Annotated in this window: 6 protein-coding genes; 5 read left to right on the top strand and 1 reads right to left on the bottom strand. The window is 66.8% G+C overall.

All coding sequences use genetic code 11. From position 1 onward, the window contains the following. Positions 1 to 180: 180 nt before the first annotated feature. The 3 genes from glnA (at position 181) to amt (ending at position 3,720) form a co-directional block, all read left to right on the top strand. Entirely contained in the window at positions 181 to 1,590 is a 1,410-nt protein-coding gene (glnA, locus tag ABE464_RS08590) for a type I glutamate--ammonia ligase (RefSeq protein ID WP_346471594.1), read from the top strand. A gap of 339 nt (positions 1,591 to 1,929) precedes the next feature. Beyond that, positions 1,930 to 2,268 (top strand): P-II family nitrogen regulator, encoded by a 339-nt coding sequence (locus ABE464_RS08585; RefSeq protein ID WP_019184907.1) that lies wholly within the window; start codon positions 1,930 to 1,932, stop codon positions 2,266 to 2,268. An 18-nt stretch (positions 2,269 to 2,286) separates the two neighbouring features. Beyond that, a complete protein-coding gene (gene amt, locus ABE464_RS08580; RefSeq protein WP_346471593.1) occupies positions 2,287 to 3,720 on the top strand; it encodes an ammonium transporter in 1,434 nt (477 codons plus the stop codon). Positions 3,721 to 3,810: 90 nt separating this feature from the next. On the opposite strand, the gene ABE464_RS08575 is transcribed toward amt, so the two are convergent. Then, entirely contained in the window at positions 3,811 to 4,617 is an 807-nt protein-coding gene (locus ABE464_RS08575) for a serine protease (RefSeq protein WP_346471592.1), read from the bottom strand. A gap of 425 nt (positions 4,618 to 5,042) precedes the next feature. On the opposite strand from ABE464_RS08575, the gene ABE464_RS08570 reads away from it, so the two are divergent. Further along, positions 5,043 to 6,770, top strand: coding sequence for a ShlB/FhaC/HecB family hemolysin secretion/activation protein (locus ABE464_RS08570; RefSeq protein ID WP_346471722.1), 1,728 nt, complete (start codon positions 5,043 to 5,045; stop codon positions 6,768 to 6,770). 69 nt (positions 6,771 to 6,839) lie between these two features. After that, positions 6,840 to 23,213, top strand: a complete 16,374-nt coding sequence (locus tag ABE464_RS08565) for a hemagglutinin repeat-containing protein (RefSeq protein WP_346471591.1) — start codon at positions 6,840 to 6,842, stop codon at positions 23,211 to 23,213. Positions 23,214 to 23,756: the final 543 nt, after the last annotated feature.

The following is a 23,756-nucleotide window of genomic DNA, read 5'->3' as shown; positions in this document are numbered from 1 at the left end:
TAAAACATCCGCGCCTCGCACCAAATGTGTGCGTGGTGCAGGGCGTGCACTACTTTGGTGCGCGCCGGCCCGCACCACGTTGCGTGCCAGCCCAGTGAAATCAAGGGTTTGTGAAGTCTGAAAAGTTGGCACGGGGATTGCTCTATCCACACAGGCAATCACCCATCTGAGGTTTCACCGATGTCCGTGGAAAATGTTGAGAAGCTGATCAAGGACAACCAGATCGAGTTCGTCGACCTGCGTTTCGTCGATATGCGTGGTATCGAGCAGCACGTCACCTTCCCGGTCAGCATCGTGGAGCCGTCGCTGTTTGAAGAAGGCAAGATGTTCGATGGCAGCTCGATCGCCGGCTGGAAGGGCATCAACGAATCGGACATGGTCCTGCTGCCGGATCCGTCCAGCGCCTACATCGACCCGTTCTACGCCGACCCGACCCTGGTCATCAGCTGCGACATCCTCGATCCGGCCACCATGCAGCCGTACGGCCGCTGCCCGCGCGGCATCGCCAAGCGCGCCGAGGCCTACCTGAAGTCCTCCGGCATCGCCGAGCAGGCGTTCTTCGGCCCGGAGCCGGAGTTCTTCATCTTCGATTCGGTCCGCTTCGCCAACGACATGGGCCACACCTTCTTCAAGATCGATTCCGAAGAAGCGGCCTGGAGCACCGGTGACAAGTACGACGGCGCCAACAGCGGCTACCGTCCTGCCGTGAAGGGCGGCTACTTCCCCGTTCCGCCGACCGATTCGCTGCACGACCTGCGTGCGGAAATGTGCAAGACGCTGGAACAGGTCGGCATCGAAGTGGAAGTGCAGCACCACGAAGTGGCCACCGCCGGCCAGTGCGAGATCGGCACCAAGTTCAGCACCCTGGTGCAGAAGGCCGATGAACTGCTGCGCATGAAGCACGTCATCAAGAACGTCGCCCACCGCAACGGCAAGACCGCCACCTTCATGCCCAAGCCGATCGTCGGCGACAACGGCAGCGGCATGCACGTGCACCAGTCGCTCTCCAAGGGCGGCACCAACCTGTTCTCCGGCGACGGCTACGGCGGCCTGAGCCAGCTGGCGCTGTGGTACATCGGCGGCATCTTCAAGCACGCCAAGGCGATCAACGCCTTCGCCAACTCCGGCACCAACAGCTACAAGCGTCTGGTCCCGGGCTTCGAAGCCCCGGTGATGCTGGCCTACTCGGCCCGTAACCGTTCCGCCTCGTGCCGCATTCCGTGGGTGTCCAACCCGAAGGCGCGCCGCATCGAAATGCGCTTCCCCGATCCGATCCAGTCCGGCTACCTGACCTTCACCGTGCTGATGATGGCCGGCCTGGACGGCATCAAGAACCAGATCGACCCGGGTGCACCGAGCGACAAGGATCTGTACGACCTGCCGCCGGAAGAAGAGAAGCTGATCCCGCAGGTCTGCTCCTCGCTGGACCAGGCCCTGGAAGCGCTGGACAAGGACCGCGAGTTCCTCAAGGCCGGCGGCGTGATGAGCGACGACTTCATCGACGGCTACATCGCGCTGAAGATGCAGGAAGTCACCCGCTTCCGCGCGGCGACCCACCCGCTCGAATACCAGATGTACTACGCGAACTGAGCAACAGGTGACGATGACGAAGGATATCCCTCCCACCCTTCGTCATCGTCGCCGCCTTTTGCAGCCCATGCATCCGGGCGGCAACGGGTCCGCAGGACATGCGCTGCAGCTGGGGAGCCGCAACGCAGGCAACACGCATCACCAGGGGCAAGAGAGACCGGACGCGTCATGGGCCCTTCCTCCCTCCCGCGTCACCGCTGGCGTCGCCCTTCGGGCGTCGGCATCGGCGTGGCCCATGCAACGTTCGGCGCAACGACCGGCGGCCATGTGCAAGTGGCCGCCGGTTGACCTGACATCGGTCCCCCACGGGCCGGTTCCATCCACCATCGGGATATGCGCATGAAACTGATCTCCGCCATCATCCGGCCGTTCAAGCTCGACGAGGTCCGCGAGGCCCTCTCCGACGCTGGCGTGTCGGGCATCACCGTGACCGAAGTCAAAGGCTTCGGGCGCCAGAAGGGCCACACCGAGTTGTATCGCGGCGCGGAGTACGTCGTGGATTTCCTGCCGAAGATCAAGATCGAGACCGTCGTGACCGACGATCGCCTGGAGGCCGTGGTCGAAGCGATCCAGACCGCGGCCGGCACCGGCAAGATCGGCGACGGCAAGATCTTTGTCACCGCGGTCGAACAGGTCGTCCGCATCCGCACCGGCGAAATCGGCGCTGACGCGCTCTAACCCCACTCGGAGCCCACAATGAAGACTTCTTTGTTCACCGGGTGGCAAGCCCGGTTCCATGCCGTGTGCCTGATGATGCTGATCAGCGCACTGGCCGTTGGCGCGTTTTCCAGCAGCGCGCACGCCCAGGCGCAGGTCACCCCGGCACCCTCGGAGACGGTCGCGGTCGAGCCGTTGCCGACCGCGCCGGAGGCCACGGCTGCCCCGGTCGCCGAAGCCGCCGCCGCGGCCACGTTCGATCACGGCGATGTCGCCTGGATGCTCACCTCCACCCTGCTCGTGCTGCTGATGGTGGTGCCGGGCCTGGCCCTGTTCTACGGCGGCCTGGTGCGCTCCAAGAACGTGCTGTCCATCCTCAGCCAGATCCTGGTGGTGTTCTCGCTGGTGCTGATGCTGTGGGTGGCCTACGGCTACAGCGCGGTGTTCAGTGAAGGCAACGCCTTCTTCGGCTCGTTCACCGAGTTCGCCTTCCTCAAGGGCTTCGGCCCGGATACCGTCGGCAACACGCCGATCGCCGGCCTGCCGGATTATCTGTTCGTCGCCTTCCAGTCGACCTTCGCCGGCATCACCACCGCCCTGATCGTCGGTGCGTTCGCCGAGCGCATCAAGTTCAAGGCCGTGCTGCTGTTCTCGGCCCTGTGGTTCACCCTGAGCTACATCCCGATGGCGCACATCGTGTGGGGCGGCGGCTATCTCGGTGAGATGGGCGCGATCGACTTCGCCGGTGGCACCGTGGTCCACATCAACGCCGGCGTGGCTGGTCTGGTGGGCGCGTACTTCGTCGGCAAGCGCATCGGCTACGGCCAGACCGCACTGAAGCCGCACAACGTGCCGTTCACCTATATCGGCGCGATGCTGCTGTGGGTGGGCTGGTTCGGCTTCAACGCCGGCTCGGCCGCCGCGGCCGATACCGTTGCCTCGCTGGCCTTCATCAACACCATTCTTGCCACCGCTGCTGCGGTGCTGGGCTGGACCCTGGTCGAAGCGGTCAGCAAGGGCAAGCCGTCCGCGCTGGGCGCTGCCTCCGGCGCCGTCGCCGGCCTGGTCGGCATCACCCCGGCCTGCGGCACCGTGGGCCCGCTGGGCGCGATCGTGATCGGCCTGGTCGCCGGCGTGGTCTGCGTCTGGGGCGTCACCGGTCTCAAGCGCCTGCTCAAGGTCGATGACACCGCCGATGTGTTCGGTGTGCACGGCATCGGTGGCATCGTCGGTGCGCTGCTCACCGGTGTGTTCAGTGCCGAGTCGCTGGGCGGGACCAAGGCCGACCTGGACATCGGTCATCAGGTCTGGGTGCAGCTGGTCAGCGTCGGCTTCACCATCGCCTGGTGTGCCGTGGCCACCGTGCTGATCCTGCTGGTGGTGCGCATGGTGTTTGGCCTGCGCGTCACCGAAGAAGCAGAGCGCACCGGCCTGGACGTCACCTCGCACGGCGAGTCGGCCTACGAGGCCTGATCCCCGCGCAATACCGCATTAGAAACGAGAGAGAGATGTTTTATCTTTGCCGGCGGCCCTGAGGCCGCCGGTTTTTTTTTGCGCGCCTGGTCAGGGTGTTCCGGCCAGATGCGCATCGATCCAGGATTTGATGGCCGGAACGCGCGTATGCATCTCCGCCGGCGGATAGACCGTGTTGGCCACGATGCCGACCTGCTCCCAAGCGGACTGCCCGTGATCGGTCGGGATCATGCGCAGGATCGGGCCACCGGAGTCACCACCGGTCACCGCGCGCTGAGCGCACAGGTGGATGGCCGGGTTGTAGGTGGTGGTGGGATAGCCCGGCGGCACCTCCGCGCAGAAGGGATCGGCAAGAACGTGGCTGTCGGTGTGCATCAGTACGTCCGGTGTCTGCCCCGCAATGACGCCGAAGCCGGCCACCCAGAGCTCGGCGCCCGGCAACAGACCCTCGCTGCTCGCGGCCAACGGCATCAGATCCGTGGACTGGGCGGGCCGCTCCAGTTCGACCAGGGCGGCGTCGTACCAGAAACGGGTGTCGAACTGGTCAGGGTCATAGCCCGGGTGCAGGATCACGCGCTTCACCATCACCTGGTCACGGGCGGTGATGGTTGGCCTGAAGCGGGTCATGCCGATGTTGGCGCGAAGCGTGCCGATGTCCGGTACGCGCCGGAAACAATGGGCTGCGGTCAGTACCCAGCGGTCCGCAATCAGGGTGCCGCCGCACAGGTGGGAGATGCCGGAGCTCGGATGCAGTGACAAGCCCACATAGGCGGGATAGAGATCGATCGGCGCGGGTTCGCCGTCGATGATGCGAGGCAGCACCGCGCCGGTAGCCGAACCGATGCTGATGATCACCGCCGACACCACGGCCGTAACGGCAAGAACGGTACGTGACATGCACAGTTCTCCAGGAGGTTGGCCAGGCGCTCACTGCGGTGAGCCAGCGTGAGCCTAGGGGCAGGGCACGCGTTGCGCTGTGCCCGCTGTCCCGAATCCAGACCGCCGTTCCGGTGCGGCCATGCAACTGTGATGCGTGCCGCTCTGCCTTACCGCATAGAGGTCACACTTCGCACCGCCGCGTATGCCCAGCCGCAGGGCGATGGAAGACTGGTAGGGATGCCACATCCGGCACTCGGTGGGCGGAGACGCGACGCCGTATTGCCCGGACCAGCATCACTTTTTCACAGGGCCGTCTTCACACTCCAGCCGACAGACGGTCGTCTACGGCCCTGTTTCCGGTGGCCCGATTCCTTTAAAGTTCCGGGCCCGCCCGCCGCTAAATTGCCGGCCGGCCCGGATTCTTGCCTAGGAAGAGCGTGAACGTGCAACAGGGACGTGTAGAACGCAGCCGCGTGCTGCGGTGGCGGTTGGCTGTGGGTGTTGCATTGGTCTTGGCCTGCACGCAGGCCACTGTGTGCGCGCAGGTCGCCCCTCCGGATCAGGAGCTGCTGCGCCAGCAGGAGCGCGAGCGCGCCCTGCGCGAACAGCAGGAGACCACGCCGGACGTGCGCCTCCAGGCCACGCCGGAAGAGGCGGTGGGTCGCCTGCCGACCGACGAAACGCCCTGTTTCCCGATCCAGCGCATCGCGCTGGAGGGCGAGCTGGCCGATCAGTTCCGCTGGTCACTGCGTGCAGCCGATCCGAGCGACGATCCGGCCACTGGCCGCTGCCTGGGCACCGGCGGCGTGGACATCGTGATCAAGCGCATGCAGAACGCGATCATCGCGCGCGGCTACGTGACCACCCGCATCCTGGCCGCCCCGCAGGACCTGAAGACCGGCACGTTGACACTCACCGTGGTGCCCGGCCGCATCAACGCCGTCCGCTTCGCCAGCGAGGAAGGGCGTGCGCCCGCCTTGTGGAATGCGCTGGCGGTGGGCCCGGGCGATCTGCTCAACCTGCGCGATATCGAACAGGCGCTGGAGAACCTGCAACGCGTTCCCACCGCCGCGGTCGACATCCAGATCGCCCCGCCGAAGGAAGGCGCACAGGACAAGCCCGGTGAAAGCGATCTGGTCATCAGCTGGGCGCAGCGCGCACCGGTGCGCGTGAGCCTGACCCTGGATGACGCCGGCAGCCAGTCCACCGGCAAACTGCAGGCCGGCGCCACGCTGTCGCTGGACAACCTGGCCGGGTTGAGTGACCTGTTCTACTTCAATGCGGGCAAGTCGGTGTTCAACGGCAGCGACCGCGGCACCGACAGCTGGTCCACCCACTACAGCGTGCCGCTGGGCTGGTGGCTGCTGGGGGCCAACGCCAGCGAGTACGACTACCGGCAGACCGTGGCCGGTGCCTACGAAACATATGAGTACAGCGGCTCCAGCCGCAATGCCGAGCTGCGCCTGACCCGCATGCTGTTCCGCAACGCGCATGCCAAGACCAGCATGCACGCGCGCGGCTGGTACCGTGAATCGGACAACTTCATCGACGACACCGAGATCCTCGTGCAGCGCCGGCGCATGGCCGGGTGGGAGCTGGGAATCGCGCACCGCCACTTCATCGGCAAGGCCACGCTGGATGCGAACCTGGCCTACCGCCGCGGTACCGGCGCGTTCAACGCGCTGCAGGCACCGGAAGAGGGCTTTGGCGAAGGCACCGCGCGCGGCAAGGTGGTGACCGCCGATGCGCAGCTCACCGTGCCGATGCAATGGGGCCGGCAGGCACTGCGCTATACCGGCAGCTGGCGCGCGCAGTGGAACCGTTCGCGGCTGGTACCGCAGGACCGCTTCTCCATCGGCGGCCGCTACACCGTACGCGGCTTCGACGGGGAACTCTCGCTCACCGGCGAGCGCGGCTGGCTGCTGCGCAATGAACTGGCCTTTGCCATGGGCGGCGGTGTCGAGAGCTTCGTGGCCGTGGACCATGGCCAGGTGGGCGGACCCTCGACCGAGTGGCTGCTCGGCGACCGCCTCACCGGCATGGCGCTGGGCCTGCGTGGCGGCTCGCGTCACGTGCAATGGGAAGGCTTCGTCGGCAGCCCGCTGCACAAGCCCGATGGCTTCCAGACCGCCTACACCACCTTTGGCATGAACCTCGGCGTCTCGTTCTGACGCCAGCTGTACGGCCCTGCGCGCCGCTGCGGCGCGCGACCCCACACCGCATTGAAAGGAAGCAACGCCGTGAATCGAGTCTATCGCCTGGTTTTCAACCGTACCCTGGGTGTCATGCAGGTCGCCTCCGAACTGGTGACCGCACCCCGCGGGGGCTGCGATGCGCGCGGCGGCAACACGATGGCCACGCTGCGGCCGATGAGCTTTGCGCTGTGGCTGGTGCTCGGTTGGGTAGGGCTGGTACAGCCGCTGTCCGCGCAGCAGGTGCCCGATGCCGGCCGCATCATCGCCGACCCCGGCGCACCGGCCCAGCAGCGGCCCACCGTGATCACCTCGGCCAACGGCACACCGCAGGTCAACATCACCACGCCCAGCGCGGCCGGTGTCTCGCGCAACCAGTACCAGCAGCTCGATGTCGGCCGCCAGGGCGTCATCCTCAACAATTCGCGCACGGACGTGCAGACGCAGATCGGTGGCTGGGTGCAGGGCAATCCCTGGCTGGCCACCGGCACCGCGCGGGTCATCCTCAATGAGGTCAACGGCAGCAACCCCAGCCACCTCAACGGCTATGTCGAAGTGGCCGGTGCCCGTGCCCAGGTGGTCATCGCCAACCCGGCCGGCATCCAGATCGACGGTGCCGGCTTCCTCAATGCCAGCCGGGTCACCCTGACCACCGGTACGCCCATCCTCAACAATGGTGCGTTGGAAGGCTACCGTGTCCAGGGCGGTGCGATCCGCGTGGCGGGTGCGGGCCTGGATGCCAGCCTGACCGACTACACCGACATCATCACCCGCTCGCTGCAGGTCAACGCCGGTATCTGGGCCAACCAGCTGCAGGCCAGCCTGGGCACCAACGTGGTCAGTGCCGACCACAGCAGCGTGACCGCGCAGGCCCCCACCGGCGGCGCGCCGGCCTTCGCGCTGGACGTCGGTGCGCTCGGTGGCATGTATGCCAACCGCATCTGGCTGGTCGGCAACGAGCATGGCGTCGGCATGAGCAACGCCGGCAAGATCGGTGCGCAGGCCGGCGAACTGGTGGTCACTGCCGATGGCCGGCTGGAGAACACCGGTGCGCTGCACGCGCAGCAGGACACCCGGATCACCGCCGCCGGCGGCGTGGCCAATGCGGGTACGCTCAGCGCCGAGCGCGAACTGCGCGTGGACACGCCCGCCGATCTGGACAACAGCGGCGGCACGCTCAATGCCCGCCGCATCGAAGTGAATGCCGATGCGCTGCGCAACCGCGGCGGCAGCATCGAACAGGTGGGCGGCCAGACGCTGCAATTGAGTGGCGCGGACATCAGCAACGTGCAGGGCAGGATCGGCACGGTGGCCAGCACCTCGCCGGGGCAGGGGAGCGAGGGTGGCACCCCGGGAGGCACTACTGGACAGCCGGGCAGCGGCAGCACCCCCGGCACCGGCACGCCCACGCCGGGCCAGGGCGGCACCGGCGGCACCACACCACCCACGCCCACCGCCCCGCTGGCGGCCGGCGCACTCAACATCGCCACCTCGCTGGACAACGACGGGGGTGCCATCGATGCCACCGGCATCCTGCAGCTGAGCGCCCGCAACAGCCTGGACAACAGCCGCGGCACGCTGGGGGTACAGACCCTGCAGGTGCAGGGCGAAGCGCTGCGCAATGTCGGCGGCCGGCTGGAGGTGCAGGGGGCGGCCTCGGCCCAGGTGCAGACGCTGGACAACAGCGGCGGCCACATGGCGCTGGCGCAGACCGTCCAGCTGCAGGCACAGTCGCTGTTCAACCGCGGCGGTACCCTCGCGCACGGTGGCAGCGCGGCCACCGCCTGGTCCATCGGCACGCTGGACAACAGCGACGGCAGCCTGGCCAGCAACGCCACCACCTTCGGCTTGGACCTGGGCCATCTGATCAACGCCCGCGGCAGCCTCAGCCATGCGGGCAGCAACGGGCTGCAGCTGCGCGCTGATCGCCTGGACGGTATGCAGGGCACCATCGCCACCGCCGGCGACATCGTCCTGCAGCTGGGTAGTGCCGACCACCGCAAGGCGCAGTTGATCGCCAACCGGGTGAGCCTGACCGCCGGCGACGTCGACAACCGCGGCGGGCGGGTGCTGTCCACCGGGCAGCAGGTCAGCGCGCTCAGTGTGCAGGGCACGCTGGACAACGGCGACGGCGGCACCCTGGCCAGCAACGGCGACCTGCAGATCACCGCAGCGCAGCTGGGCAATGCCGGTGGCACCGTGCAGCAGGCCGGCACCGGCAGCCTGCGTATCGATGCGGTCAACCTGCAGGGCCAGGGCGGCACCGTGCTCAGCAATGGCAGCCTGGTGGTACAGGGAGATACCACCAACCTGCGCGATGGCACCACCTCCGCGCAGCGCATCGCGATCACCACCGGCGATCTGATCACTGCCGGTGGCACGCTCACCTCGGCCGGCCCCGAGGTACTGGATCTGCAGGTGGCCCGCACCCTGGACAACACCGGGGGCACACTGGGCAGCAACGGCGCGCTGGCCATCGACAGCACCACCTTGATCAACACCGGCGGCAAGCTGATCGCCGCCGGCACCGGGCAGACCACGCTGCATACCAGCGAGGCGCTGCACAACCAGGGCGGCACGCTTTCCAGCAATGGCGACCTGCGCATCGATGCCGAGCGTCTGCTCAATGGCGGCGGCAGCATCGATCATGCCGGCAACGGCACGCTGCAGATCACCACCGCCAGCCTGAGCGGCGGCGAAGGCACCATCGCCAGCAGTGGCCTGCTGCAGCTGCAGGCGCAGACACTGGACCTGCACAAGGCCACGACCCGCGGCCGCGAGGTCGACATCCGTGCCGGCGCGCTGGACAACACCGGCGGCACCCTGCTCTCGCTGGGCGAGCAGGCCATGCAGCTGCGCATCAGCGGCAGCCTGGTCAATGACGGGGGCACGCTCACCGCCAACGGCGCGCAGCAGATCGAGGCAGGCGCGCTGACCAACCGGGGCGGCGCGTTGAACTCGGCCGGCACCGCCGATACCCGCCTGATCGTGGCCGGCACGCTGGACAACACCGGTGGCACCGTGGCCAGCAATGCAGGCGCACTGCAGCTGCAGGCAGGTGCACTGGTCAATGCCGATGGCACGATCAGCCATGCCGGTCAGAACGGACTGTCCATCACCACCGGCCGACTGGACGGTCAGCGGGGTCGCATCGGCACGGCTGGCGCGCTCGAGCTCAGCGCCGGAGCTGTCGACCATCGCGGCGCGTCCGTGGCCGCCGAGCAGCTGGACATCACCGCGCAATCGCTGGACAACCGCGGTGGCAGCATCATCGCCACAGGCACTGCCGCCAACACGCTGCAGGTAACCGACACGCTGGACAACGGCGATGGCGGCACCCTGGCCAGCAATGGCGATCTATCCATCAGCGCCAGCACCCTCGGCAACGCCGGCGGCACCATCCAGCAGGCCGGCACCGGCACGCTGGCCATCAAGGTGGACACGCTCAACGGCCACGCCGGCACGCTGCTCAGCAACGGCGCGCTCGAGCTGCAGGGCGACACGCTGGATCTGCGCAATGGCACCACCTCGGCACAGCAGATCCGCATCGACAGCGAGCGCCTGATCACCGCCGGTGGTCAGCTCAGCGCGCTGGGCACCCAGGCACTGCAGGTGCAGGCACGCACCCTGCTGGACAACAGTGGCGGCACCCTTGGCAGCAACGGCGCCGTGGACATCAACGCCGGCCGCTTCGTCAATGACCACGGCAAGCTCATCGCCGCTGGCGAGGCCGCCTCGCAGGTGCGCGTGACGCAGCTGCTGGACAACACCGGCGGCGCGATCTCCGGCAATGGCGATCTGCGCATCGAGGTCGAGGTGCTGCGCAATGCCGATGGCACCCTGGTCGCGGCCGATGCGCTGCACCTGCAGGGCGAGACGCTGGACCTGCGCGATGGTGCGGTGGGTGCCACGCAGATCACCGTGCAGGCCGGCAGCCTGGACAACACCGGTGGCACGCTGAGCGCCACCGGCACAGCGGACATGCGCCTGCAGGTGCGCGAGCAGCTGACCAACGATACCGGCACGATCGCTGCCAACGGTGCTCAGCACATCGAGGCCGGCGCGCTGTCCAACCGGGGTGGCACGCTGAGTTCGGCCGGCACCGGCAACAGCCAGATCCACGTAGCGGGTCAGCTGGACAACAGCAAGGGCGTGATCGCCAGCAATGCCGCTGCACTGGAAGTGGCAACGGGCAGCCTGCGCAACATCGACGGCACCCTCAGCCATGCCGGCACCCAGGGCCTGACCCTGAGCACCGGGCAGTTGCTGGGCCAGGATGGCCGCATCGTCACCGCCGGCGCCCTCACGCTCGCCGCGGGCGAGGTGGACCACCGTGGTGCCACCCTGCAGGCCACGCAGATCGCGCTGGCGGCAGAGGCCTTCGACAACCGCGGCGGGCAACTCGTGGCCACGGGTACCCAGGCCAACCACATCGACGTGGCCGGCGCCTTGGACAACGGTGACGATGGCCTGATCGCCAGCAATGGCGACCTGACCCTCAACGCGGCGCTGCTCGGCAATGCCGGCGGTACCGTGCAGCAGGCCGGTAATGGTCTGTTGGCGATCAACGCCGCCACCCTCAACGGTGCCGGCGGCACCCTGCTCAGCAACGGCACGCTGCACGTGCAGGGCGATACCACCGACCTGCGCGCTGGCACCACCTCGGCCCAGCGCATCCGCATCGAGACCGGCGATCTCACCACCGCCGGCGGCACGCTCACGGCCACCAGCACCGACGCACTGGCGCTGCAGGTCCGCGGCCGCCTGGACAACACCGGCGGCACCGTGGCGACCAATGGTGCGCTGGATCTGCGCGCCGCCACGCTGTTCAACAACGGTGGCAACCTGCAGGCCGCAGGGACCGCCGCGAGCCAGCTGAGCATCGACCAGGCGCTGCAGAACCGCGGCGGCAAGATCCTCACCAGCGGTGATCTCAATGTCACCGCGGCCAGCCTGGACAACCAGGGCGGCACGGTCCACAGCGCCACCGACCTGAGCGTGGGCGTGGATGGCCTGTTGGACAACAGCAACACCGGCCTGATCGCCAGTGGCGGCGATGCACAGTTGCGCGCGGCCACGCTGGACAACCGCAGCGGCAGCATCGAACAGGCCGGCGAGGGCCAGCTGCAGATCGATACCGGCACGCTGCAGGGCGCTGGCGGCCGCATCATCAGCAATGGCGCGTTGACCCTGCAGGGCGACGCCCTGGATATCCGCGGGGGCACCACTGCAGCGCGCCAGGTCACGGTGACCGCCGGCAGCCTGGACAACGCCGGTGGCACGCTCAGCAGCACCGGTGAGCAGACCATGGTGCTGCAGGTGCGCGATGCGCTGGGCAACGATGGCGGCACCATTGCTGCCAATGGCGCGCAGCAGATCAGCGCCGGTACGCTGTCCAACGTTGCCGGTACGCTGAGTTCGGCAGGAACTGCAGACACCCGCATTGAAGTCGCTGGCCAGTTCGACAACACCCGCGGCACCCTGGCCAGCAACGGCGGCGCCCTGACGGTGCAGACCGGCAGCCTGGTCAATGACACCGGCCGGATCCACCACGCCGGCCAGAACGGCCTCACCCTGCAGACCGGCAGCCTGCAGGGCCAGAAAGGCAGCATCGCCACCGCCGGCACGCTGACCCTGCGTGCGGACGCGATCGATCACCGCGACGCCACCCTCAGCGCCGGCCAGCTGGACATCGTCGCGACCGCACTCGACAACCGTGGTGGCACCGTGCTCTCCACCGGCACCCAGGCCAACACGGTGCGGGTGGATGGCACCCTGGACAACGGCGACGACGGTACCCTGGCCAGCAATGGCGACCTGCAGATCACCGCGGCCACCCTCGGCAACGCCGGCGGCACCGTGCAGCAGGCCGGCACCGGCTCGCTGAGCATCACCGCCGCGACCCTCAATGGCCAAGGCGGTACGCTGGTCAGCAATGGCGCGCTGGCGCTCAGCGGCGACACCACCGACCTGCGCAACGGCACCACCTCGGCGCAGCAGATCCGCATCGACACCGGTGACCTGACCACCGCCGGCGGCAACCTTGTCGCCACCGGCACGGGGCCACTGGCGCTGAACGTGCGCAACCGCCTGGACAACACCGGCGGCACCCTGGCCAGCAATGGCACGGTGGACCTGCACGCGGCCACCCTCATCAACAACCAGGGCACGCTGCAGGCGGCTGGCGCGGGCAGCAACCAGCTGCAGGTGGGCCAGGCGCTGGAGAACCGCGGCGGGCGCATTCTCGCCACCGGCGCGACCGTCATCGGTGCGGCCAGCGTGGACAACCACGGCGGCACCCTGCAGACCGGCGGGGCGTTGACCATCGGCGTGGACGGGAGGCTGGACAACAGCGGCCAGGGTGTCATCGCCAGCGGTGGCGATGCGCACCTCACCGCCACCACCCTGGACAACCAGACCGGCAGCATCGAGCACGCCGGTGAAGGCACGCTCGCCATCGAGGTGACCGACCTGCACGGTGCGGGTGGCCGCATCGTCGGCAACGGGGCGCTGCAACTGAAGGGCGATACGCTCGATCTCAGTGGCGCCACCACCGGCGCGCGCCAGGTCACGGTGACCGCTGGCAGCCTGGATACCAGCAAGGGCACGCTCACCTCCACCGGCACGCAGGCCATGACCCTGCAGGTGGACAGGGCGCTGACCAACAACGGCGGCACCATCGCCGCCAATGGCGCCCAGCAGATCACGGCCGGCGCGCTCTCCAACATCGACGGCACGCTGAGCGCAGCCGGCACCGGCGATACCCGCATCAACGTGCTCGGCACGTTCGACAATACCCGCGGCGATGTGGCCAGCAATGGCCGCCAGCTGCAGATCGATGCCGCCCGCCTGATCAATGAGGAAGGCACGCTCAGCCACGGCGGCAACGAGTCGCTGACCCTGACGGTCGGCCAGCTCGATGGTGCGAAGGGCACGATCGTCAGTGCCGGCGCACTTGCGCTGCACGCCGGTGCGGTGGACCACGGCGGTGCCACCCTCAACGCGACCCAGCTGACCGTGCAGGCCGAGGCCTTCAACAACCAGGGCGGCACCGTGCTGGCCACGGGCGGGCAGGCCAGCAGCCTGGACGTCAGCGGCATACTCGACAATGGCAACGGCGGCACGCTGGCCAGCAACGGCGACCTGCAGATCACCGCGGCCACCCTCGGCAATGCCGGCGGCACCGTGCAGCAGGCGGGCACCGGTACGCTGGCGATCAACGCTCACACCCTCAACGGCCAAGGCGGCAAGCTGCTCAGCAATGGCAGCCTGGCGCTGACCGGCGAGAACACCGACCTGCGCGATGGCACCACCGCCGCACAGCGCATCCGTATCGAGACCGGTGAACTGGTCACCGCAGGCGGCACGCTCACCGCCACCGGCACCGACGTGCTGGCGCTGAACGTGCGCGGCCGGCTGGACAACACCGCCGGCACCCTCGCCAGCAATGGCACGCTGGATCTGCGCGCCGCGCAGCTGCTCAACAACCAGGGCACCGTGCAGGCGGCCGGGGCGGGGAGCAATCAGCTGGCCATCGGCGGTGCACTGGAGAACCGGGGCGGTCGCATCCTGACCACTGGCAATGCCACGGTCACCGCCACCGGCCTGGACAACCGCGGTGGCACCCTGCACAGCGATGGCAGCTCCAGCTTGACGGTCACCGTCGATGGCCTGCTCGACAACAGTGCGCAGGGGACGGTGTCGTCGGGCGGCAACGCGCACATCACTACGCAATCCCTGAACAATGAAGCGGGCACCCTGGCCGCCGGCGCCGCATTGCAGCTCGACACGACCGCGCAGGTACGCAACACCACCGGCCTGATCCAGGCCGGTACCGATCTGCGCCTGACCAGCAGCGGCATCGACAACCACAGCGGCCGGATCATCGCCGGCACGGTGGATCTGGATACCCGCGGCTACACCCTGGACAACCGCGCAGGCACTGTGGCCAGCCTGACCGGGGGCACCGCGCTGCGCACCGGCCAGCTGGACAACAGCGGTGGGCTGCTGCAGTCCGCCGGCAACCTGCGTATCGACACGGCCGGCCAGGCCCTGATCAACACGAATGCCAACGGCAACGGCATCAACAGCAGCGGTACGCTGGAGATCCACAGCGGTGCGTTCGATAACCGTGCCGGTTCGATCTTTGGCCAGGGCGCGATCACCGTCACTGCCAGCAGTGTCGACAACACCGCCGGCGGCGCGCTGGTGGGCGCAGGCGACCTGACCCTGCGTGCGCAATCGGTGGCCAACGCCGGCGGCAAGATCACGGTGGGCCGCAATGCGGACATCGTCCTGCCCGGCGCGCTGGACAACCGTGGTGGCCTGGTGGCCGCCGGTGGCACGCTCGCCCTGCAGGCGGGCAATATCGACAACCGCTACACCCTGAGCGCGCCCACTGGCCCGGCGCTGGGCCTGCAGGGCAAGCACCTGCAGCTGGGCACGGGCAGCCTGGACAACCAGCAGGGCCAGATCCTGGCCGACACCCTGGTGGTGCAAGTGGGCGGGCTGCTGAACAACAGCGGCGGCCAGATATCCGCCGCCGAGACGTCTGATATCCGCGCCGACAGCATCGCCAACGCCGGCGGTTCACTGGTGGCGGGCAGCAACCAGATCGTGCGCACGCGTGAGATCACCGGTGACGGCAAGCTGCTCTCGCAGGGTGACATGACCCTGGAGCTGGGCCAGAGCCACACCAACACCGGCGAGCTCGCCGCCAACGGCACGCTCACCCTGGCCATCCAGGGCAACCTGGACAACCTGGGCAAGCTGCAGGGCGCCGGGGTGAACATCAGCGCCGGCAACATCCACAACGCCGCTTCCGGCGAGATCAGCAGCGTCGGCCTGACCCGGCTGGTGGCCAGCGGTGAGCTGCTCAACCGCGGCCTGTTGGACGGCCGCATTACCCACATCGACGCCGGCACGCTGAACAACATCGGCACCGGCCGCATCTACGGCGACCACATCGCCATCCAGGCCGGCACCCTCAACAACCTGGCCGAAAACGTGGGCGGCGCCCAGCGCTCGGCCACCATCGCCGCACGCCAGCGTCTGGACCTCGGCTTGGGCGTGCTGAACAACCGCGGCCAAAGCCTCATCTTCAGCGATGGCGATGCGGCCATCGGCGGGGCGCTCAACGGGCTGACGGCCGTGGGCAGCGCACAGCGCATCGACAACCTCAGCTCCACCATCGAGATCGCCGGTAACCTGGACATGTCCGCGCTGGCGGTGAACAACATCCGCGAAAACGTGGTGGTGCAGCAGCAGACCATCCAGCATGGGCCGGTCACGCTCAACCAGCCGGGCTGGTTCAAGAACGGCAACAACACCGCCCGGAATCTGCGCGACACCTCCAACTTCCAGCCCTACGAGGTCTATTACCTCAATCCGGATGACATCCTGGAAGACACCGCGTACATCACGCCCGACGGCCAGCAGATCCGCCGGGCGGTGGTCCGGCTGACTGCCAACACCAGCGCCTACTACTTCGCACGCGGTGGCCTGGACGGCGAGCGCGGCGAGCGCTCGCGACTGCCCGCGCAGGACGGCACGGTGGTCATCTACTACGTGGGCCGTGCAGACAGCCGCAACAATCCGGACCAGCTGGGCGCCGGGGCCGAAGATCCGTTCCGCGATCTCTCGATGATGCCGCCGGGAAACCGGCAGTTCCGCTACGACTCGGATACCCTGGCCTACAACAACGCCTACGGCACCTGCACCACCACCTGCGTGCGGTTGATCACCTACCCGGACTACGACAATCCGGAGGCGATGCTGATCAACATGCAGCGCCACACCACCAGCACCAATGGCAACGAGAAGACCCGCGTCGCCACCCGTACCACCACCGAAGACGTGCTGGTGTCGGCCGGTGCTGACGCCGTGATCAATGCCGGTGGCCACATGCGCATCGCCACCGATGCGTTGCGCAACGAGTACGCCAGCATCGCCGCCGGTGGCAACCTGGCCGTGGTCGGATTGAACGTGGGTGAATCCTCGATCATCAACACCGCCAAGACGCTGTTCCGCACACATAGCTTCAGCAATGTCTCCATCACCTATGGCGGCTCGCGCAGCCAGTGGAGCGCCGCGCCGATCTCCGAGCAGCTCAGCGTGCTGGGGGCGGGCATCACCGCCGGCGGCAAGCTGAGCATCGATGTCGGCAATCTGCGCAACGAGAACACCGGCCGCGATGCGCCGAACGTGCGCGATGGCGACAGCATGGCCAACCTCAACACCGGTGGGCCGGGCGCAGGCTCGGTCGTCCCGGGCGCAGGCGCGGTACAGGGGCCGGGGCAGAGTAACGGCCAGGGCGCCGGCCCGGTGAACGCACAGGGGCCGACGGCGGCCGGCGCAGCACACGGTCAAACCGGTAGTGCGGTACAGGGGCCGGGTCAGGCCGGTGGCCACATCGCCGATGGCGCGCACGCCCAGGGACCGTCTGCGGCCGGTGCCGCACAGGGCGCGGCAGGCCAGGGCCTGCAGGGTGCCGACCGCACCAGCGGCCAGCTGGCCGATGCCGCCAGCGCCCAGGGACCGGGCCAGGTTGGCTCGGCGGGCCCGGGCACGGGCGGCGTGCAGGACATCGTGGCCGGGCAGGCAGCACAGGCCACGGCCACCGGCCCGGGGGCCGTGCAGGCCGGTGGCCACGCCGGCAGCGGTGGCAATGCCGCACTGGCCAACAAGCAGGCCGTCGCCGCCGCCGGCAATGACCCGCACGTGGTGGTCACCACCACGCCCAATGCCAGTGCCCCCAGCGCCAGCCTGTTCAACGTGGATGCCAACCGCGGCGGCTACCTGGTGGAAACCGACCCGCGCTTTGCCAGCTACCGCAGCTGGCTCAGCTCGGACTACCTGCTGCAGCGCGCCGGCTATGAGCCCTCGCAGACCCAGAAGCGCCTGGGTGACGGTTTCTACGAACAGAAGCTGGTGCGCGAACAGATCGGCGAGCTCACCGGCCGCCGCTTCCTCGATGGCCATGCCAGCGATGAGGACCAGTACCGCGCGCTGCTGGAGGCCGGTGCCACCGTCGCCAGTGCGTGGGGCCTGCGCCCCGGCGTGGCGCTGACCGCCGAGCAGATGGCGCGCCTCACCAGCGACATCGTCTGGCTGGTGGAGCAGGACGTCACCCTGGCCGACGGCTCCACCGTGCGCGCGCTGGTGCCGCAGGTGTACCTGCGGGTGATGCCGGGCGATCTGGATACCAACGGTGCGCTGCTGGCCGGTGCCGACATCGACATCAAGCTGCGCGGCGACCTGGTCAACAGCGGTGCCATCGCCGGGCGCCAGCTGGTGAGCATCGATGCCGGCAACATCCGCAACGTCAGCGGTGGGCAGATCAGCGGCCAGCAGGTCGGCCTGCAGGCCACCCACGACATCGACATCATCGGCAGCACCGTCACCGCCACCGATGCACTGGGGCTCAAGGCCGGTGGCAACATCACCGTGGCCTCGACCACGCGCGAGTGGCGCGACAACGGCGACCTGCTGGTGCAGCAGACCACCACGCTGGATCGCGTGGCCGGGCTGTACGTGACCAACAAGGACGGCGCCGGCGTGCTCAGCGTCAACGCCGGTGGCAACGTGGAGCTGCGGGCCGCGCAGCTGGCCAACGCCGGTACCGACGGCCTGACCGCGATCGTGGCCGGTGGCGACCTCAGCCTCACCTCGGTCGCCGAGAAGAGCAGCGTCTCGCTCACCCATGACGCCCGCAACTTCAACAGCCAGACCCAGTTGATCAACATCGGCACCACCATCAGCGGTGCCGGCGATGTGGTGCTCAAGGCCGGCAACGACCTGAACCTGACCGCCGCCAACGTCTCGGCCGCCAATGCACTGGTGGCCCAGGCAGGGCGCGATATCAACAGCGTTGCCGTGGTGGACACGCGCACGTTCGACAGCGGTGCCAAGAGCAAGAACGGCTCGCGCGAGGTCAGTGCCGCCGATGGCTGGGTGCTGGGCAACCAGCTCAGCGGTGGCGAAGGCGTTGCCCTGCAGGCCGGCCGCGACCTCACCCTGCAGGCCACCACGGTGGACAGCAGCGACGGCGGCGTGCTGCTCTCAGCCGGGCGCAACCTGGTGCTGACCACCGCGCAGGAAACCCACGATCTGGTGGTGGACGAAACCACCCGCAAGAAGAAGACGCTGTCCAGCACCACCACCACCACCCATGACCAGAGCTCGGCCAGCTATGCGGTGGGCAGCACCATCGGTGGCAAGACGGTGGACATGATCGCCGGCAACGATGTGACCATCACCGGCTCCACCGTGCTTGCGGACAACGACCTGCGCATTGCCGCGGCCAACAACATCACCATCGAATCGGCGCAGGACACCTACAGCGAGGCCAGCAGCTTCAGCCAGAAGAAATCCGGCATCACCGGCGGCTTCGGCAATGGCGTGGCGTCGGTGGGGTACAGCAGCGCCAAGTCGAACAACCAGAGCGCCAGCCAGTCCACCACCCAGGTGGCCTCGGCCGTGGGCTCGATGGACGGCAACGTGCTGATCAATGCCGGCAACCAGCTGACCATCGCCGCCTCTGATGTCGCCGCCGGCAACAACCTGACCCTGGCCGGCAAGGACATCAACCTGATCGCGCGGCAGGACACGCTGGAGACGCAGAGCAGCGCCTCCAGCAAATCCAGTGGCCTCTCGGTGGGGGTGACCTACGATCCCACCAAGGCCTACCGCAGCGCCCGCGATTCCACCACCGACGGCATGGCCGACAGTGGCTCCACCATGGGCAAGATCACCCGCAATGCCGAAGGCGCCGCCTCCGGCCTGCGGGCGGCCACCACCTCCACGGTGATCACCGCGGGCAGCCAGCGTTCCAACAGCAACGAGAGCCAGTCCAGCAGTGATGCGCGGGTAAGCCAGCTCAGTGCGGGCGGCGACCTGACCCTGATCGCCAACGGCGGCTCGATCTACAGCCAGGGCGCGCAGATGGCGGCCGAGGGCGATGCCCTGCTGCTGGCCACCAAGGACATCGTGTTCGATGTCGCCCACAACACCGAATCCAGCACCAGCCAGAGCAGTGGCAAGGGCTGGGGCATCGCCAACAACACCAGTGGCCTGCCGTTCGGCACCAACAATTCGCGCAGTGAAGGCAGCGGCAGCAGCGACACCATCACCGGTACCCAGCTGTCGGTGGGCGGTGGGGTGCGCATGGCGACCAGTGAGGGGGATATCAGTCTCACCGCCGCCAACATCGTGGCCGAGAAGGACGTGAACATCCACGCCGCAGGCGACCTGACCATCCGCAGTGGCCAGGACACGGTGAGCAACACCAACACCTCGCAGAGCAAGGCGATCGGCACAGTGCAGATCTCCGACACCGAGAAGTTCTCCGGCTGGCACCGGCAGGAGCATGACGATGACAGTGCGCAGGTATCGCAGGTGGCCAGCAATGTCGGCAGCCTGGGCGGCAACGTCAACCTGAGCGCCGGCGGCACCTACAGCCAGATTGCCAGCAACGTGGTGTCGGCCAAGGACATCAACATCACCGCCGCGCAGATCGAGCTGCTCACCGCCGACGAGGTCGGGCACTCCTCGCAGCGCGATGACGATCTGAAGATCGGCGTGTTCGCGCGGGTGAAGTCGCCCTTCATCGACCTCATCAACAACGTGGATGCGGCCCGGCAGTCCGACGGTCGTCTGTCGTCCATGCAGAACATGGCAGCGGCCGCCAATGCGTACCAGGCGGCCAGCGCGATCGCCGGCACCGCCGGTGCCGGTGGCAGCGGGACACTGATCAGTGCCGAAGCCGGTATCGGCTTCAAAACCGCCAACAGCAGTGCGGACAGCAGCAGCGTGGTCTCGCAGGGCTCCACGCTTCAGGCAGGTGGCAACCTCAACCTGACCAGCACCAGCGGTGACATCCATGTGGTGCAGGGCAACCTGAGCGCGGGCAACACGGTGAGCCTGGATTCGGCACGCGACATCCTGCTGGAAGCCGGTAAGGCGCAGCTTGCCGACCGCAGCAAGAGCAGCAATGCGGGTGCCGAAGTGGGTGTGGGTGTCCAGGTGGGCGCACAGACAGGCGCGTACGTGTATGCCGAAGCGAGCGTGGGCAGCAGCAAGTCCAACGCGGACAGCACGACCTGGCAGAACACCACGCTCACCGGTCAGAACATCTCGCTCAAGGCCGAAGGTGACACCACGCTGCGCGGTGCCACCGCGACGGCCGACCGCATCGATGTAAAGACCGGCGGCACGCTGACCGTCGAGTCGCTGCAGGACGTTGCAGAAAGCATGTCCAAGAACAGCCAGGTGGGCGGGCGGGTGCAGGTGTCGCTCGGCACCGCGTGGAGCGCTGATGGCTACGCCAGTGGGGGCAAATCCAACGGCAGCTATCAGGGCGTGGGCCAGCAGTCCGGCCTGTTTGCCGGTGATGGCGGCTACCACGTCGATGCCGGCCACGTGAACCTGGTCGGTGGTGCGATCGCCAGCACCAACGCCACCAACAGCGAACTCACTGCGCAGACGCTGACCTTCAGCGACCTGCAGAACCAGATGCAGCACAGCACCAGCTCGGGCGGCATCAGCGGTGGCTACGGCGGCGCGATGGAGGGCAACACGCCGGTGTTTGCCGGTGCCACGCCGAACTTCGGTGGTGGTGTGCCGATGAACGAGAAGGGCGGCGACAGCAGCACCACCTACGCCACGCTGACCGAAGGCAACATCGTTATCGGCGGCAAGAAGGTGACTGCCGCCGAGCTGGGCGTGAACACTGATGCCGCCACGGCGCACCGCGCGATTGAGGCGATGCCCAATGCGGAGCTGCAGCTGGCCAATCAGCAGGCGATGGCGAATGCGATGGGCACGGTGGTGGCCACCAGCAAGCAGATTGCCAATGATGTGCAGGGCTATAAGGCCAACAAGGCAGTTGAAGCCTACTTTGCCGACCTGACGCCACAGGAAAAGGCAAATTTCAATGCCATGGATGCAGCGGCGCGTGATGCGGTGCTCACCCGAGACAGCCAGGCCTACCGGGACTCGAAGCAGTGGGGTATCGGTGGTGACAACAGCCGCGCGCTTGAGGCGGTTACCACGTTGCTGGTCGGTGCCACCTCCGGGCAAGGCGGCGGCCAAATGGTGACCAACGCACTGGCTCCATATGCGGCGAACCTGATCGGTGACAAGTTCGATACGAACCATGGCAGTGATCCGAACGCCGCGTTGCAGTTGCTGTCACATGCGCTGCTGGGTGCGCTGCTGGCTGAGGTCAATGGCGGTAACGCTGGGGGTGGTGCGGCAGCAGCAGCTGGTGGCGAACTGGCGGCGAAGCTGCTGACCGAGGCGTTGTATCCCGGGTACACCGGCGAGTTGGACGATCAGCAGAAGCAGACGATTCTGGCGTTGTCGCAGGCTGTAGGTGCGCTGGCAGCTGGTAGTGGAGGCAAGGGTTTGACCGCTGCAGCACTTGGAGCGAACGTCGCAGAAAATTCGGTTGAAAACAACTACCTAAGCAAGCGTGACGTGGAGGTGCTCAGTGCGAAGCTCAAACAGTGCGATCCAAGCGATGAAGCGTGCCGAAGTGCCGTTGTCAAGGAAGCCGAGCAACGTAGTGCCGCCAACAACCAGAGACTGCTTGCTTGCGACACCATGGAATGTGTGAACACAATCATCCCGGAGATCTTCAACGGTGTGAGATTGTTTGGATCCCTCTACGACGCAGACGCTCAGCAAGACAATGAGAAAAAGTCGGCATTCGGCGCGATTGCAGACATTGAAACGTATGCGCTTCTGGTGGCGGCAAACATGGCCGCAGGCTTGCCCAAATATTCGGATGGGAGTATTGGAAAGGACTCATTGGTCGCGGGTGTCAATGCGCTTGGCTATACCCAAGGGACTTCTGGCACCTTCTTCCAAACGGTATTCGATGGCTATGAGAGCGTTTTGGGGAGCACGAAGCAACCCCATGAGTACGAAACGATATCGGTTGCTTGCGCTGTGAGCTATACCAGCTCCTGCGGTAACGTCGTTGACCAGTTCAATGCGCTTCGAAGGTATGCAGGGCCCGGCACTGACGGGAAGGCCCTTGCTGGAAATGGAGTAGTTAGCTATCTCTCCATCATGGGTATGTCATTGGGCTACGTCACGCACCTCATCGATCCGAGTACGAGTAGCCTCATCAACATCACGGTTCCAGGCGCACACGCCCTTGATCCCGGATTTGTAATCCGCCAAGTGGTGCCTGATGGATATGGTGGCTTCTCCGTATCCACCAAAGGGTGGGGAACCGGAAGCAGTCCCGTTCTCAATTCGAACTCTTGGGCGGATAACTTTGTTTGGGCACCCAATACCCGAAATATTGGCAGCGAAGTCAGCAAGCTCCAGTGGCCTTGGAGCGATTTTCCATCGAGAAGGAAGTGCATGAATACCCGTGATTCGCTAGGGAAAGTTGTAGAGGTTTGTCAATGAGCGAGCGCGTTATTCTTGCTAAGCTCGTTTCTGCAATGCTTGGCGCCGCGTTAAGCGCAGTTCTACTAGTTGGCTTGCCGCTAGGCATACCCTCCGGAACAGTTGTAGAGGGACTGATCTTTACCTCGATAGTCGCTCTCGTGGCAGCTGTGTTAGGCGCCCTTCTGGGGCTTCCTGCAATTCTCATTGTTGACAGGCTACGTCCGGACTCCAGGTTTCGTCACATCATTCTTGCTCCGTTCTGTAGCGTACTTGCCTGGCTCGTAATCGAAGGCGCATTTTCGCGGGACGGCTGGCATCGAATCTGGACTAGCGGCAGCTTCTGGATCGATTGGGCACCCAGACGGGTGGCGGTAGCGATTTCAATTGGCCTGCTGACTGGAATCATCTACACCATCATCTGGCCACGGGCGCGCAGAGCCTTTAGGGTGAACGAATAGAAACAGAGCGCCTGAGCACCCTCGGCGTGCGATAGTCGGTTGGCCGCCTAATCATTAGATGATCAAGTGGGGAACTGACAAGCATAGTGAAAATCGTTGGGCG

Origin of the sequence: Stenotrophomonas sp. TWI587, assembly GCF_039674145.1 — a bacterium.
GTDB lineage: Bacteria > Pseudomonadota > Gammaproteobacteria > Xanthomonadales > Xanthomonadaceae > Stenotrophomonas > Stenotrophomonas maltophilia_AY.
This window is presented reverse-complemented; position numbering and strand designations above follow the sequence as displayed.